The organism is Butyrivibrio sp. ob235 (genome assembly GCF_900109475.1).
Taxonomy (GTDB): domain Bacteria; phylum Bacillota; class Clostridia; order Lachnospirales; family Lachnospiraceae; genus Butyrivibrio.
Genome location: NZ_FOBE01000010.1, coordinates 1 through 14,494, shown reverse-complemented (window position 1 = coordinate 14,494; position 14,494 = coordinate 1). Strand labels below are relative to the sequence as shown.

Here is a 14,494-nt window from a genome sequence, read left to right as displayed (position 1 = left end):
GTTGCATTTTTTGCAACAACCATTTTATGAAAACGCTGTTGAAAAACTAACTGTATTCGCTATAATAAGCTTAACAGGAGCTCCCACACCTCTCATTGAAGTGTCCAATGGGAGCACATTTTATTTGTTTTGATATATGTTTAATAATACACGTTGTGTAAATAAGAGCGATATGTTATTCTTATACACAACGTGTATTTTGTTTGAAGGAGCATTCTTATGGATAATAAAGCTAAAAAAATAAAAGAACTACGTGAAAGTACTGGCATGAACCGCAAGGAGTTTTGTGAGTATTTTGATATCCCTTATAGAACTGTCACTGAATGGGAACGTGATATGCGCCATGCTCCGGACTATGTAGTAAGGCTTTTGGAGTACTACATAAGAATGGAAAAGCTGTTTAAAAAGGATGAGGACGATAAAACATGCTAAGAATTATCTTTGGTGAAACAGAAGGAGCTATGCATGTACCATCATGGTTCAGATTTAATTACGAAGAGGAGTGGTTTGAGGATCCTCTTGTAGCTGAAATAATGGCAGATGTAGATAAGTCGTATTATAAGGGAAATCAGCTTATCATAAATGATGAGATGGGGCCTATTCCGCCAGAAAGGCTTTCAGAAGGAGTACAAACACTCATTTGTATTTATAAGATGCCTGATCTTATGTATAACGCTACAAAGTGCGGAGAGAATTGTGCCAAGTGGCTTGTTGAGATTGGACGTAGAGAAGATGTTACTGTTAATTTGAGATACTATTTGCCCTTTGATGATTGTGGTGATATAGAAATTGAAATTCTCAATGCGCACAAGAAGGTTTATTCTGCTGAGGAATATAGGCATATTGCACTGAAATATGTTTGATGCCAATAGAAAAATGCTGAAGGTGGTTATTTCCATTTTGGAAACAACCACTCATCATAATAGCCGCAGCAGATCGTCAGATAAACTGCACAATTTATCTGACGAAACAGGGTGTTTGCGTATTGAAAAAGTGTCACGATAATTGTATAATAATCGTGACAGGAGGAGCGAAATGGCTACGACTATTTCTAATGAAATCAACAATAGAATATTAGAAGCAGAAGATGGTGCTATTTTTCTTACATCTGATTTTTCAGACTTGGCAAGTAATACTACGGTTAGAAAGTGCCTTGGAAGACAAACGGAAAAGGGCAACATCAAAAGGGTTATGGATGGCGTATATGAAAAGCCACGTTATAGTTCTTTCTTAAAAGAAATACTTCCTACAAATCCAGAGGCAGTTGCTTATGCTATAGCCAGGGGATATCACTGGAATATTTCTCCTGCAGGTGATGTTGCGCTTAATAAGCTGGGGCTTTCTACGCAGGTTCCTTCTGTTTGGGTTTTTGTTAGTGATGGCCCATATAGGGAGTTTGAAATAGAGAATGCGAAGCTTTCGTTTAAACACAGGACTAATAGAGATATCAGCAATATGTCGACCTTAACCGTGATGATTATTGAAGCCTTAAAGACATTAGGAAAAGAAAGAGTAGATGAGAGCATAATAAAAACTCTTAGAAATAAGATTGCTCATGAGGATAAGGAGTTGATCCTTATGGAATCGGCTGACAGCGCGGAATGGATACATGAAACTATAAGGAAGGTTTGTTGTTAATATGAGAAAGGTAGCCACAGCAAGTAATCAGGATAGAAGGGACCTTTTTGAAGCAACTGCTGCAAAGGTAGGAATAAGAGCAGATGCAATAGAAAAGGACTTTTGGATTTGTTTCCTGATAGATCATCTTTTTAATGAAAGCAGTTTTAAGGAAATATTTGTATTTAAAGGTGGGACAAGCTTATCGAAATCTTACCATGCTATAGAAAGGTTTTCTGAGGATATAGATTTAATCCTGGATTGGAGAAAAGTCACTGAGGGAAAGGCTGACCCATGGGATAACAGATCCAAAACCAAACAGGATCAATATAATAAGGAGCTTAATTCTGAGGCAGCTTCTTTTTATAGAGAAGTGCTGGTACCAACATTGGAAAAAGAACTGTCGGATAAACTTGGAAAGACAGGCATTATCGCTGTGGACACTGAGGATGAGATGGTTGTTAATTTCTATTATCCACAGCTATTTGATGTTGATTATCTGCGTCCTGTGGTAAGACTGGAGATTGGACCTCTGGCAGAGTGGATGCCATCACACCATACTGAGATTATACCATTTGCGGCAGAAAAGTATCCGGATGTATTTGAGCAGAAAACCACAACTGCATTAACTATAGATATTGAGCGTACTTTCTGGGAGAAGATTACGATTCTCCATAAACTTGCTAATTTCCCAGAAGGTAAGCCTTTGCCAGCAAGGTATGCAAGGCACCTTTATGATGTATACTCTATGGGAAACTCAGCGGTTAAAGAGTCTGCATTTGGAAGAAAAGAACTATTGGAAAAGGATGTTGCCTTTAAGCAGAAGTTCTATTATTCCAAAGGTGCTCATTATGAAACAGCTACATTAGCAAATGTACAGCTTATTCCAAGAGAAGATATAATGGCGGAAGTCAAAGCTGACTATAAAGCTATGGAAAATATGATCTATGGCACAGTTCCTTCTTTTGATGCGATTATTGAGTATCTTCATGAGCTTGAAAAAGAGATACATAGCCTTGCTTAAAGGGGGCAACTTTTTCCAAAACAGAAATAGTTGTCCGCTATTTCTTAACCCCTTCATCCCAAACTATGTAAAAAGGGGTGAACATACCTGGGCCCAGTAGCTACGCAGTATGTTTAAATTTTATGCGGTAGTACCGCATGTTGAGACGGTTGTGCTTTTGTCCCAACAAAAACCAGGCGAGCATATCCGCATAAAGATTGACTTGGATGAGCTTGATGAAACCAGCGCAGAAACAAAAGCTACGTATGATAAGATTAGAGACTGGGTTGGGGATAATTATCAGTTTCATGTATCTAACCTTAATATTGCTCAGGTAAAAAGAAAGAACGGTATAGAGTTACGTGAAAATTATAATAAGCCAAAGTCAGATGATAGTAGACAACCGGGAATTGCACCAGAGAAAGAGAAGGCTATCACGGAAGCGCTTAAGCATTTTAAGATGATTTGACGAAAGAGAGGCATTCTTTTATAGAGTGCCTCTTAAATTTTGCTCGGGAATACTTGGTTGTAGCTATTGTGTATGTTGGAAAGCCCTGCTATGCTATGATTATTTAGTGCGCGATTTATAATGGTGAAAGGTGAGCAGTATGGAACTTCGAAAGATTAACTTACAAGATGTAGAAGCACAGTGGGAGTATACAACGAATTTACCGGAAGACGAGAATGGTTTAACCAATTCTTATCGTGGAGTTTCTTTTGATGAGTATAAAGAAAAAGTTCTTCCTAAGCAGATTTCTCATGAAAACCCGGTCGATATGCCTGACTGGTTTGTACCTGAAACCTATTACTACTTATGGGATGAAGATAAACTAATTGGTGAGTTTAGGATAAGACATCACCTTACCGACGCTCTTCGTGAAGGCGCGGGTCACATAGGATATAGCATTTCAAAGGAGTATCGTGGCAAGGGATATGGAACGGAAGGGCTTAGATTAACTCTTTTAAAGGCAAAAGAGATCGTGCCTGAAGATGAAATCTACCTGCGCGTCAACAAGGATAATATCGCATCCCAAAAGGTAATGCTAAATAACGGAGCCTATAAGGTTGGCGAAGATGATGAGCATTTATTTATGAGGATTTTGAAAAGATAAGATTTGAAATGCCATGGATTGTTGAGTTTGATGCTGATAAAAAATGTGTTGAGATAAATAAATACAATGTAAACTATACAATTTATCTGACGAAAATACTTAATAATAAATATATGACTGTTTTTCTCAGCATTGTGGGATAGCCCCGATGCTGAGTTTTTAGTTTACTTGAAAAATAACTATTATAGTTGTATCATAAAAGTGAAATCAATGGTTTCAAAAATATGAGGATGATATTATGGTAATTGATTATATTATTGAAAACTACACAAATGGCGAACCAATCTTTATTGATGAGCTACCAGGCAATTCTAAAGATTATCTCAGGCAGGAAATGAAGAAGCTTGTAGACGAGGGAAAGTTGGAACGTCTATACAATGGAGTGTATTATCTGCCATATCTTACAATACTTGGGACTAAGGGAAGAATTTCTGTAGATAAGTACATAGATAAAAAGTACCTGAATGCCAATGGAGGAGTTTCTGGTTATGTAACTGGACTTCAATTGGCGAATAAGTATGGTTTTACTACGCAGAATCCATCATGCTATGAGATTTGTAGCAACGAGGCTACTACCAAGCAGAGAAAGCAGGATTTTGATGGGAATACTATTATCGTTTATAAGCCTGTGGATATTGTTACTGAACACAATAAAACTGCATTACAGTTTCTAGATCTTATGACAAATATTGACAAATACAGTGAGATTAAAGGCACTGAACTTCTAAAAAAACTGAAGAAGTATGTAAAAACAACAGGATTGGACTTTTCTGTTGTGAAAGAGTACCTTCCGTTTTATCCAGACAAGGTATATAGAAACATTTATGAAGGAGGCTTGATGGGTGAGCTGGTATAAAGAACATAAGCAGGAATGGAAGGAAATAATAGAAACTATATCTCGAGAGGTAAACAGAACTCCACAGATTGAAATTGGAAAGAAACTTGATGAGCTTATAGATGATGTCAGAGATGACAGGATGTTATCCAAGAATAATCCTTCCGCTCAGCTTGATTATAATATTCCAGAAATGCTTAAAGAAATTATTGATAGTAGGTTCTATGAATCAGACTATAACAATATAACGAAGAAGCTTCTTTATGAGGATGTTTCGTATAATGAAGCAATCCAAAATGGAATAGCTATAATTGCTGACTTGGATATCTTTAATTATAATAAGTGAAGAATTGTGGTTGTTGCATTTGGAGCAATAACCAGTCATGGAGTAAATATTTATATGTAATAAAATCCCTACGCACTGCATAAATCTTTCATGTAAACGCAGACAGTTTCTGGCTTTAGCACATACTTGGGGTGTGAATACATCCGTATGTACTAAGGAAGATGTAGCATATACAGTAAATATCAGGAAAATGTATTTGCTTAAATTTTTAACACCCATAATCATTATTTTTTCCAAAGGGGTATACAGTATTAGTCCGTATATGTACATGCAAACATAGATGATTACGCATGTTGAGACAGTATGTCTTTTGGGTAAAAATGTTACTAGATCGAAATCTCATGTAAATCTTGGCTTAGATGTCGAGGATTACTATAGAATTAAAGATGAGTAACAGAAATAATATTGAAACGCGAGTCTGCAGGTGTTGGGAGAAATCCCGATACCGGCAGGCTTTTTGGGTTACGAAAAAAATTTTGACTATTATAATAAACATGACATATAGTTGTCGTGTTGACTTTAATAAGATACATATGGAGCGTGAGAGAAATGAAGATAGACAGGCTGATTGTATAACGAGTTATGATCTGAAAAAGCTGGATGAAATGTATGCGTACTATGCTGATAAAGGCTGCGAAGTATTGCCGCTTGAAGAGTGCATGAGAAAAAGGAGGCTTGACGTCATGAGGTTGGACGGTTTTGGATTATTGGCTGAGGATATGGGAAAGATGATCCGATTTTACAGGGATGTGCTTGGATTTGAGATCAAGGAGGCGGAGGATGCATCCAATGTATATCTTGTAAAAGACGGGACGCTGTTTCTATTGTACGGCAGGAAAGATTTTGAAAAGATGACTAACCGCCGGTATGAGTATGTGCGGGGCCTGAATGGACATTCGGAAATTGCTCTTTATGTAGATACCTTTGATGAGGTCGATGCTGCGTTCAAGAATGCAATTGAAAATGGGGCAACGCCGGTATTGGAGCCTGAGTTGGAGCCTTGGGGACAGAGGACCTGCTATATCGCTGATCCGGAAGGAAATCTGATTGAGATCGGTTCCTGGAATAAACCTTTTGAAGATAAGGATGCGGGGAGGTAAGCAGCGGTGGCGTTTGATTTCAAGAAGGAATATAAAGAGTTTTACATGCCAAAGAATAAGCCTGACATTGTAACGGTACCAAGCATGAATTATATCGCAGTACGAGGATCAGGAGATCCGAATCAAGAAGATGGAGAGTATAAGCAGGCTATCGGATTGCTGTATGGGATTGCCTTTACAATTAAGATGAGCAAGAAGAGCGATCATCGGATTGAGGGTTATTTCGATTATGTTGTTCCGCCGCTGGAAGGATTCTGGTGGCAAGATGGAGTGGACGGAATTGACTATGCGCACAAGGAAAAATTCCATTGGATATCTGTGATCCGCCTTCCGGATTTTGTGACTGATGAAGATTTCCGGTGGGCTGTAGATGAGGCGACTAAAAAGAAAAAGATGGATTTTTCCAAGGTAGAATTTTTGAAAGTCGAGGAAGGACTTTGCGTCCAGTGTATGCATATCGGTTCTTATGATGATGAGCCTGCTACGGTGTCTATGATGCATGAGTTCATGGAACAGCAGGGGTATGAACTGGATATTACGGATAAGCGGCTGCATCATGAGATTTATTTGAGCGATGCCAGAAAGGTTGCTCCGGAGAAGCTGAAGACTGTGATCAGGCATCCGATTAAGGCAAAGGGGTATTGAACACATGGAATACATTAGGGTAAAGGCATAACATATACTTCAACTCATGGGGATTACACGGCTTGTCAGTTAATCTGCGATGGAGGAGAAATTAAGGCGGTTATCGATTTCTCTTCGGCAGGTTGTATTCCTGCAGTATGGGAGATTATGAGGTCATATATCCAATCAGGTGGAGTAAGCAGAAACGGATCATATTTTGATGTTGGGGATTTTTCTTTATATGTAAAAGAGTACGTGAAATACTCGCCGCTTACTGAAAGCTAAATAAGATAGATGAGACATCACTGATTCGCGGCGAAGAGATACCGGATGGGATGTTTCATCTTTGTTGTGAGATTATAGTAAGACACAAGGATGGTACATATCTGTTAATGCAGCGTGATGAAAGAAAACACTTTGGAGGAATGTGGGAAGCAACCGCTGGAGGCTCTGCTTTGCAGGGAGAAGATCCAATGACTTGCGCCCAAAGAGAGTTACTTGAAGAAACCGGTATTTCTTCCGACGAATTAGTTGAAATTGGACGAGTACTGCATCATGGGCATAAGACATATTATGTAGATTACCTGTGCGTTACAGATATCGATAAAAACAGCGTAGTTTTACAGGATGGAGAAACTTCTGCTTATAAGTGGGTTACTGCAAGCGAATTACGAAAAATGTCCAGAGATGAGTTGGCTACGCAAAGGCAAATTAGTTTTATTGAGGAATTACACTAACAGACTGGAGCAGGAATAGGTTAAACTATGGAGTTAGACTGATTCATAGGGAAATGGGGATTATAAAATGACAGAAGAAGCTGGAAAACGAGCTATTGAGAAGGCACTATTATATTCTAAGCATGAGTGGTATGCATCAGAGAAAAATGTAATGCATGGTATCGACAAAAATGGGAGATATGTAGATACGCCGGATATTACATGGCGAGGTGAAGAATTCGATTGTGGTTGGTGGAAGCCGGGACAGCTGAATGTAGGAATTCCCTATGGATGGGGGAATGCTTCATCATTGGAAGAGTTTGACCTGGGTATTGTTGAAGGTAAGTACGCTGGAAATGTACCGGAAGATACATCACGATATGGAAGTCATGAATGTGTGGGTGTAGATTGCTCGGGGCTTGTAACAGTATGTTGGGAACTACCAAAGAAAATACGGGCTAGAGATATTCCCGAAATTGCAGATTTAATAGATATAAAGGATATTAGACAGGGTGATGTCTTTGCGATATCTTCGCATGTCATGTTGTTTAAGGAATTCATTAATAAAGATAAGTGTAAAGTTAGAATTATAGATTCAACCAGAAGTATTGGCAAGGTGTCTCAAAGAGAATTTTTATTAGAAGATTTGCTTTGTCAAGGATATCGCGCATATAGGAAAAGATAGAATTTTTTTAGATAATACATTCATAATAATGGATTTTTATAATTTTGGTATGTACTAAAAATGTACATACCTTTTTTGTTTTTAGTTTAAATTCTTAATATCTGTTCTGTCTGGAATTAATATCTGCACGGTAATTTGGTTAACATAACGAATGAAAACCAAAATTCTTTGTGTAATAAGTTCACAAAATTTTAATGTTCGATTAGTGCAAGTATACAATACATACAATGAATAGCAATTTTTTGGTTGACTTAAGTAATAAATGTGCATAATATATTAACAAAGTTAATACATTAACAACGGAAATAAATAAATGGGGGCATTAGTGAATTGGATAACAATCCGATAGTCAATAACAGCGATATGAATGAAGCTCACAGAGCGCAGTTATTGAAGATTATTCATCAAAAGGAATTACAAAACGAAATATGTTCCAGGGCAGAGCTTGCGAAAATGACGGGACTCACCCAGGCATCCATAACCAAGATAGTTGCATCTCTTATTGAGAGTGGAATTGTGTTAGAGACGGGTATTATCAAGGGGAGCGGAAACAGGCGTGCGATCGGACTTAAGCTTAATTCTGAGAAGAACTGTGTGATTGGGGTCAAGTTTTCAAGATATATGTACACAGTTGGTTTGTTTGATATATCAGGTAAGTTCTACAAACAGACTGAAGTCGAGTTTGACATTACGGATGATCCGAAGATAGTTCTTAAGGATATGAAGAAGCTGATCCGTGAGTATCTTGATAAAAACGAGAACGTTGTGGCAATAGGAATGGCGGTTCCGGGGCCTTATCTTAAAAATGAAGGGCACATAGCTGTTGTGTCACACATGATGTCGTGGCACGATGTAAATTTCCTTAAGGAATTTGAGAATGAATTCGATAAGCCATTTTTCATAGAACAGGATGCAAACGCCGGAGCCATGGCAGAGTGGTGGTTTGGTAATCATAAAAAGCCCATGAATACACTTGCATACTTCCTAATGGGAGAGGGTGTAGGTTCCGGAATAGTTGAGAATGAGAAGCTTTTATTTGGAAAACAGGGTGCAGCAAGTGAGGTTGGACATATTAGTATAGACTATCGCGGACCCAGATGTGAATGTGGCAATTACGGATGCCTTGAGCTTTACTGCTCTACACGGGTAATGCTTGCAAGAGCAAAGGAAGCTTTGCCATCAATTTTTACTGATAAAAAGCACAATAGAATTGATGATTACGATGTGATATTCGAGGCTGCAAGAAAAGGCGATGGCGCCATACTCGATATCATGAAGGAAATGGCCCAGTACATAGCCTATGGCTGCGTTACCTTAATAAATGCATATAATCCCGACATCATAGTAATAGGCGATGTCATTTCGAAAGCGGGTGATATTTTATTACCGCAGATAAAAAGAATAGTTGAGGAGAGAACCATTCCTGAGCTGTTTTCACAGGTCGACATTATGATGTCCGAATTAAGTGTTGACCCTACACTTTATGGAGCAGCAGCGATTGCTACTGACAGAGTACTGGGGAAACCCAGTGAATATCTTACGGCAAAATAATTCAGGATATGAATTCCTGATATTTTAGCAATATAAGGGGAGGTTAAAGGCGGCAATGAAAGAAAATCCTTTAATTCTTGAAATGCGAGGAATTACAAAGGTGTTTCCCGGGGTTAAGGCACTTTCAGATGTAACACTCGAAGTCAAAAGAGACTCAATTCACTCGATATGTGGTGAAAATGGTGCCGGTAAATCCACGCTGATGAAGGTATTGTCCGGTGTATATCCTTATGGGACATATAGTGGTCAGATCATCTTTGACGGGCGGGAGATGAAATTCCGTAATATCAAGGAATCCGAGCAGACAGGAATTGCAATTATTCATCAGGAACTTACGATGATTCCGGAATTGTCAATCACAGAGAATATTTTCATGGGAAATGAGCTGACAAATGGCGGACTTATCGACTGGACAGAGCAGCGAAGAAGGACAGTGGAGCTTCTTGACAAGGTAGGGCTGAATATCAGTCCTGATACGCTTATTAAGAACCTGGGTGTAGGACAGCAGCAGCTTGTTGAGATAGCGAAGGCACTTTCCAAAAATGTTAAGCTTCTCATACTTGATGAGCCTACATCAGCTCTTAATGAGGATGATTCGGCCAATCTTCTTGAACTCATGAGAGGTCTTAAGGAGAAGGGCATCACCTGTATCATGATATCTCACAAACTTAATGAGATTGCGGCGATATCTGATGCGGTTACGGTTATCCGTGACGGACAAACTGTTGAAAGCTATGAAGTAGTAGCCGGACAGGTGGATGAGAACAAGATCATCAGGTCGATGGTAGGTCGTTCGATTGAAAACAGATATCCGGAGCATAAGTCCAATCCGGGAGAGGTCATTTTCGAAGTATCAAACTGGAATATTGAGGATCCTGCAGTCAAGGACAGGATGGTCTGCAAAAACTCTTCATTTTATGTACGCTCAGGTGAAGTCGTAGGATTTGCGGGACTCATGGGAGCAGGAAGAACAGAGCTCATGCGTTCAATTTTCGGGCAAAACTACGGAATCTATAAATCAGGAACAATCAAAATAAAGGGAAAGAAAGTTAAGCTGAAAACCGTTCAGGCGGCCATAAAGCATGGAATAGCTTATGTGCCTGAGGATCGTAAGAATCTGGGACTTAACCTTTTGGACAGCATCAGAAAAACCATAGTTTCAGCCAACATGGACAAGATTCTGACAAACGGACTTCTGGATTCGACAAAAGAGCTTAAGGCATCTGAGGAGTACAGAAAGGCGCTTCGAATCAAATGCAAGGACGTAGGAGTTGGAGTAAGCACTTTATCAGGTGGTAATCAGCAGAAGGTAGTTCTATCAAAATGGATGTTTACAGAGCCGGATGTGCTGATACTTGATGAGCCTACAAGAGGTATTGACGTAGGTGCAAAATATGAGATTTACAAGCTGATACATGAACTTGCCGATCAGGGGAAGGCAGTCATAATGGTTTCTTCAGAACTTCCTGAGCTATTAGGGGTAGCAGACAGGATATATACAATTTTTGAAGGAGCTATCACAGGGGAACTGAGAGCTGAGGAAGCTGATCAGGAAGCACTAATGAAGCGAATGACAGTTACATCCGCTTAACAACAAATAGGGAAGAGGTTTAAAGTCATGAAATATATTAAGCAGGTTTTAGGGGAAGACCTTCGTCAGTACACCATGGTTCTGGCACTGGCTGTGCTGATTGTTGTATTCAATGTTATATCTGATGGAAGAATGCTCACTTCTTCCAATTTCCAGAATCTTTTATCAGGTAATGCTTACGTCCTTATTCTGGCGCTTGGCATGCTGATGGTTATCGTAATAGGTCAGATTGATCTGTCAGTTGGTAGTGTTGCCGGTTTCTCAGGAATGGTAATGGCTAAGGTAGCAAGTGAATTAAATCTCCCTTGGTATCTGGCAGTGCTCATTGCACTTGCAATCGGAGCACTTGTTGGTGCCTGGAACGGTTTTTTCCTTGCAAAGCTCGGTATTCCGGGATTCATCACAACACTGGGAAGTATGATGATGTTCAGAGGCGCAGTTATCTGGATATCTCAGTCCATCTCAGTTCCCGCACCTGAAGAACTCAGATTTTTCGGAGCAGGCTACATGCCTGAGTGGGGACCTAAATTCACAGGAATGAATAACTCAACTCTTGTTTTGGGAATAATCGGTATTATCGCTCTTATAATCGTTGAAGTCAGAAAGTACAAAAATTCCGGACAGATCGCCGGTGCAAAGCAGCCTTTATGGGTTGTAGTAGCAAGAATAGTTCTGATTTCTCTGATAATAGCTTACTTTACCTGGCTCTATGGAACAGGAAGAGAGGGAACTTCCTTCCCGATACCGGGACTGATTCTCCTTATTCTTGTTATCGTTTATCACATTATTACACAGAAGACCAGATTTGGTCGTCACATCTATGCAGTAGGTGGAAATAAGAGTGCAGCAGCTCTTTCAGGTGTAAATGTGAGCCGCACATATTTCCTTACAATGATGAACATGTCCATGCTTGCAGCAGTTGCCGGAATTCTTTTCGTAGGAAGATCTACAGCAGCAGGTCCTGCTGATGGTAACCAGTGGGAGATGGACGCTATTGCATCAGTATTCATCGGCGGTGCAGCTGTTTCAGGTGGTGTTGGAACCATCATTGCAACCATGGTCGGTGGTATGGTTATGGCAGTTCTTAACAACGGACTTATGCTCATGGGTGTAGGTGCTGATAAGACACAGGTTATAAAAGGCCTTGTCCTTCTTATTGCCGTAGCATTTGATGTTTACAACAAGAAGGTAGGAAAAGCTTCTATTATAGGAAGACTCTTCCCTTCAAAGGAAGCAGCAAAGAACTGAGGATAAACAGGAATCTGTAAATTTGTAAGGCGTATCCGGCAGGTAGCGCTGCCTGCCGGCCTTAAATAGAAAAAAGGTTATATTTACCAAGGAGGAAAGTTATGCAAAAGAAAAAGATTATGGCAATGATGCTGTCTGTAGTTCTTACAGTAACTACACTTACAGCATGTAGTTCAGCTCGCGAGGGCTCATCAAGTTCATCTGATGAAAAGAAATCAGAAGCTACAACAGAAACAGCTACTGAAGCTGAGTCAACTGAGAAAGCAGCTGATACAACAGAAGCTACAGAATCTACAGAAGAGACTGCTTCAGATTCAGAGGCAACTCCTGCAGCTACAGAGGGCTTTGAGGAAGGTGCTACCATCGGCGTTTCACTTCCCTGGCTTGGAACTCAGAACTGGAAAGAAGCTGAGACAATGTTCAAAGAAGAGCTTGAAAAAGCAGGATATAAGCCTATAGTTCAGGCAGCTGACCAGAAGGTTCCTCAGCAGCAACAGCAGATCGAGTCAATGATCGAGAACGGCGCTAAGGTTATCGTTGTAGGTCCTATCGATGGAACACAGCTTGGTAGCGCACTTGAGCAGGCTAAGGATGCCGGTGTTTATGTAATCGGTTATGACCGCCTCATCGAGAACACAGAAGCAGTTGACGGCGTTGTTCAGTTCGGTAGTGTTCGTACCGGTGAATTACAGGGACAGGCACTCCTTGACGGTCTTAAGAAAGAAAAAGGCGAAGGCCCTTACAACATCGAGCTTTTCGGTGGCGGCCCTGCTGATCCTAATGCTCCTAACTTCTTCAAAGGTGCTATGTCAGTTCTTCAGCCTGAAATTGATGCAGGTAACATCGTTGTAGTATCCGGTCAGACAGAGTTCACACAGTGTGCTACAGAGGACTGGGACAATGCTAAAGCTCAGAAGCGTATGGATTCACTTCTTGCAGGTAACTACTCCGATAAAGAGATCGACGGTGTTCTTTCTCCTAACGATGGTATCGCAAGAGCAATCGTAACAGCTTGTGAGGATGCAGGTCAGCCTAATCCTGTAGTTACAGGTCTTGATGCAGAGAATGAGTCAGTTGAATGGGTATGGCAGGGCAAGCAGTACTGCACAGTTGCTAAGCCTACACAGGATCTTGTTGCTAAGTCAATCGAGATCATCAACGACCTTAAGGATGGTAAGGGAATGCCCGCTACAGATGTAACAACAGACAACGGCAAGAAGGAAGTTCCGATCTATGAGCTTGATCCTACAGTTGTTACAAAGGACAACGCTAAGGAAGTTTTCGCAAACGATCCTGATCGTATGGCCCTTATGGACTAATAGTTTTTGTCATAAAAATATGAGTGGTACAGGTGTGTAAATGCCTGTACCATTTTTTTTGAGCACTTAGCAATGCTCTTCACATCTTTTGGGGATACGGAGTATAATCAGAAGGCTATGGCAGTTATACCTAAAGGAGCCATTTTTGCTGCAGAAAACCTTGATAAAAGCAGTTATTGTTTCACGTCATGTGCCACTACTCCTAAGTTTACTTATGATGGATTCAGGCTTGTATCGAATAAAGAGATAAGGGACATCTGTTCTGCAGATTATGAGAAGATAAAGCACCTTGCTTCTTGTCAGAAACATGTCCTTCCTAATGAAGAGCATAGCTCTAGGAAAAGAAAAATATGGCATGCCAAAATCGGAAGAACACTTGTGGACACATTTTATCAGTGAATGATTTAATACTCTTTTTGTCGATGCTAATCAAAGTTAGGAAAAGACTGTGAAAAATGCTTATTTAGCATTCTTTGCAGTCTCTTTTGATGTAGCGGTATTTTCTTTTGAACCAAAGGTAATGAAGAATAGCATCATAAAGATAAGTCCAAAACCTATGGCATCGTAGATGGTGAATCTACTCTTTAAAACAAATGTTGAGATAAGGGCAGCTGTTATTGGTTCAGCAAAACTGTAAAGAATAGCTTTTTGTGGACCGATCTTTGAGACTCCGCTTATGTATAGGGTAAATGCACAAATATTACCGATAACGACAACAAAGAGTATTCCCAATATTCCCATAAGGTT

17 protein-coding genes and 2 pseudogenes are annotated in these 14,494 nt (G+C 39.9%); 18 read left to right on the top strand and 1 reads right to left on the bottom strand.

The window, feature by feature from the left end; genetic code table 11:
* Positions 1-219 precede the first annotated feature (219 nt).
* The 18 genes and pseudogenes from BMW61_RS09125 to BMW61_RS22910 all read left to right on the top strand — a co-directional run.
* Entirely contained in the window at positions 220-432 is a 213-nt protein-coding gene (locus BMW61_RS09125; RefSeq protein WP_091821199.1) for a helix-turn-helix domain-containing protein, read from the top strand.
* The gene (locus tag BMW61_RS09120) at positions 426-863 is read left to right on the top strand and encodes a DUF4869 domain-containing protein (RefSeq protein WP_026527517.1); all 438 of its coding nucleotides are present in this window, start codon (positions 426-428) and stop codon (positions 861-863) included. Before BMW61_RS09125 ends, BMW61_RS09120 begins: the two co-directional genes overlap by 7 nt.
* A 172-nt stretch (positions 864-1,035) precedes the next feature.
* Positions 1,036-1,638, top strand: a complete 603-nt coding sequence (locus BMW61_RS09115; RefSeq protein ID WP_091821196.1) for a DUF6088 family protein — start codon at positions 1,036-1,038, stop codon at positions 1,636-1,638.
* Position 1,639: 1 nt separating this feature from the next.
* A complete protein-coding gene (locus BMW61_RS09110; protein WP_091821193.1) occupies positions 1,640-2,641 on the top strand; it encodes a nucleotidyl transferase AbiEii/AbiGii toxin family protein in 1,002 nt (333 codons plus the stop codon).
* 109 nt (positions 2,642-2,750) lie between these two features.
* Complete coding sequence (locus BMW61_RS09105) at positions 2,751-3,089, top strand: hypothetical protein (protein WP_091821190.1); 339 nt, start codon at positions 2,751-2,753, stop codon at positions 3,087-3,089.
* Between the two features lie 139 nt (positions 3,090-3,228).
* A complete protein-coding gene (locus BMW61_RS09100; RefSeq protein ID WP_022761850.1) occupies positions 3,229-3,732 on the top strand; it encodes a GNAT family N-acetyltransferase in 504 nt (167 codons plus the stop codon).
* 238 nt (positions 3,733-3,970) lie between these two features.
* Positions 3,971-4,588 carry a hypothetical protein gene (locus tag BMW61_RS09095; RefSeq protein ID WP_091821188.1) on the top strand — a complete coding sequence of 206 codons (618 nt, stop codon included), beginning with the start codon at positions 3,971-3,973 and terminating at the stop codon, positions 4,586-4,588.
* On the top strand, positions 4,575-4,913 hold the full coding sequence (locus BMW61_RS09090) for a hypothetical protein (RefSeq protein ID WP_175475150.1): 339 nt from the start codon (positions 4,575-4,577) through the stop codon (positions 4,911-4,913). Before BMW61_RS09095 ends, BMW61_RS09090 begins: the two co-directional genes overlap by 14 nt.
* Positions 4,914-5,596: 683 nt before the next feature.
* On the top strand, positions 5,597-6,013 hold the full coding sequence (locus BMW61_RS09085) for a VOC family protein (protein WP_026671297.1): 417 nt from the start codon (positions 5,597-5,599) through the stop codon (positions 6,011-6,013).
* A gap of 6 nt (positions 6,014-6,019) precedes the next feature.
* Positions 6,020-6,658 carry a GyrI-like domain-containing protein gene (locus BMW61_RS09080; protein ID WP_026499336.1) on the top strand — a complete coding sequence of 213 codons (639 nt, stop codon included), beginning with the start codon at positions 6,020-6,022 and terminating at the stop codon, positions 6,656-6,658.
* Positions 6,659-6,972: 314 nt separating this feature from the next.
* Positions 6,973-7,374, top strand: a complete 402-nt coding sequence (locus BMW61_RS09075; RefSeq protein WP_091821185.1) for an NUDIX hydrolase — start codon at positions 6,973-6,975, stop codon at positions 7,372-7,374.
* Between the two features lie 67 nt (positions 7,375-7,441).
* Positions 7,442-8,038, top strand: coding sequence for an NlpC/P60 family protein (locus tag BMW61_RS09070; RefSeq protein WP_091821182.1), 597 nt, complete (start codon positions 7,442-7,444; stop codon positions 8,036-8,038).
* A 330-nt stretch (positions 8,039-8,368) separates the two neighbouring features.
* Positions 8,369-9,589, top strand: a complete 1,221-nt coding sequence (locus BMW61_RS09065) for an ROK family transcriptional regulator (RefSeq protein ID WP_026499224.1) — start codon at positions 8,369-8,371, stop codon at positions 9,587-9,589.
* Between the two features lie 55 nt (positions 9,590-9,644).
* Positions 9,645-11,180 carry a sugar ABC transporter ATP-binding protein gene (locus tag BMW61_RS09060; protein WP_022761839.1) on the top strand — a complete coding sequence of 512 codons (1,536 nt, stop codon included), beginning with the start codon at positions 9,645-9,647 and terminating at the stop codon, positions 11,178-11,180.
* Between the two features lie 27 nt (positions 11,181-11,207).
* Complete coding sequence (locus BMW61_RS09055; RefSeq protein WP_022761838.1) at positions 11,208-12,428, top strand: sugar ABC transporter permease; 1,221 nt, start codon at positions 11,208-11,210, stop codon at positions 12,426-12,428.
* Positions 12,429-12,529: 101 nt separating this feature from the next.
* A complete protein-coding gene (locus tag BMW61_RS09050) occupies positions 12,530-13,747 on the top strand; it encodes a substrate-binding domain-containing protein (protein ID WP_091821179.1) in 1,218 nt (405 codons plus the stop codon).
* 72 nt (positions 13,748-13,819) lie between these two features.
* A pseudogene (locus BMW61_RS22915) lies at positions 13,820-13,966 on the top strand (cupin domain-containing protein); the annotation flags it as partial.
* Positions 13,967-14,042: 76 nt separating this feature from the next.
* Positions 14,043-14,150: pseudogene (locus tag BMW61_RS22910) on the top strand (flavodoxin family protein); the annotation flags it as partial.
* Positions 14,151-14,206: 56 nt separating this feature from the next.
* On the opposite strand, the gene BMW61_RS09045 reads toward BMW61_RS22910, so the two are convergent.
* On the bottom strand, positions 14,207-14,494 hold a 288-nt coding region (locus BMW61_RS09045; RefSeq protein ID WP_139176265.1), incomplete at its 5' end, for a DMT family transporter.

Excerpts from the sequence above, each read along its gene's own strand:
- BMW61_RS09070 (WP_091821182.1), top strand. The coding sequence starts at position 7,442 with ATGACAGAAGAAGCTGGAAAACGAGCTATTGAGAAGGCACTATTATAT.
- BMW61_RS09095 (WP_091821188.1), top strand. The coding sequence starts at position 3,971 with ATGGTAATTGATTATATTATTGAAAACTACACAAATGGCGAACCAATC.
- BMW61_RS09075 (WP_091821185.1), top strand. The coding sequence starts at position 6,973 with ATGTTTCATCTTTGTTGTGAGATTATAGTAAGACACAAGGATGGTACA.
- BMW61_RS09115 (WP_091821196.1), top strand. The coding sequence starts at position 1,036 with ATGGCTACGACTATTTCTAATGAAATCAACAATAGAATATTAGAAGCA.
- BMW61_RS09060 (WP_022761839.1), top strand. The coding sequence starts at position 9,645 with ATGAAAGAAAATCCTTTAATTCTTGAAATGCGAGGAATTACAAAGGTG.
- BMW61_RS09120 (WP_026527517.1), top strand. The coding sequence starts at position 426 with ATGCTAAGAATTATCTTTGGTGAAACAGAAGGAGCTATGCATGTACCA.
- BMW61_RS09100 (WP_022761850.1), top strand. The coding sequence starts at position 3,229 with ATGGAACTTCGAAAGATTAACTTACAAGATGTAGAAGCACAGTGGGAG.
- BMW61_RS09055 (WP_022761838.1), top strand. The coding sequence starts at position 11,208 with ATGAAATATATTAAGCAGGTTTTAGGGGAAGACCTTCGTCAGTACACC.
- BMW61_RS09085 (WP_026671297.1), top strand. The coding sequence starts at position 5,597 with ATGAGGTTGGACGGTTTTGGATTATTGGCTGAGGATATGGGAAAGATG.
- BMW61_RS09050 (WP_091821179.1), top strand. The coding sequence starts at position 12,530 with ATGCAAAAGAAAAAGATTATGGCAATGATGCTGTCTGTAGTTCTTACA.
- BMW61_RS09110 (WP_091821193.1), top strand. The coding sequence starts at position 1,640 with ATGAGAAAGGTAGCCACAGCAAGTAATCAGGATAGAAGGGACCTTTTT.
- BMW61_RS09125 (WP_091821199.1), top strand. The coding sequence starts at position 220 with ATGGATAATAAAGCTAAAAAAATAAAAGAACTACGTGAAAGTACTGGC.
- BMW61_RS09105 (WP_091821190.1), top strand. The coding sequence starts at position 2,751 with ATGTTTAAATTTTATGCGGTAGTACCGCATGTTGAGACGGTTGTGCTT.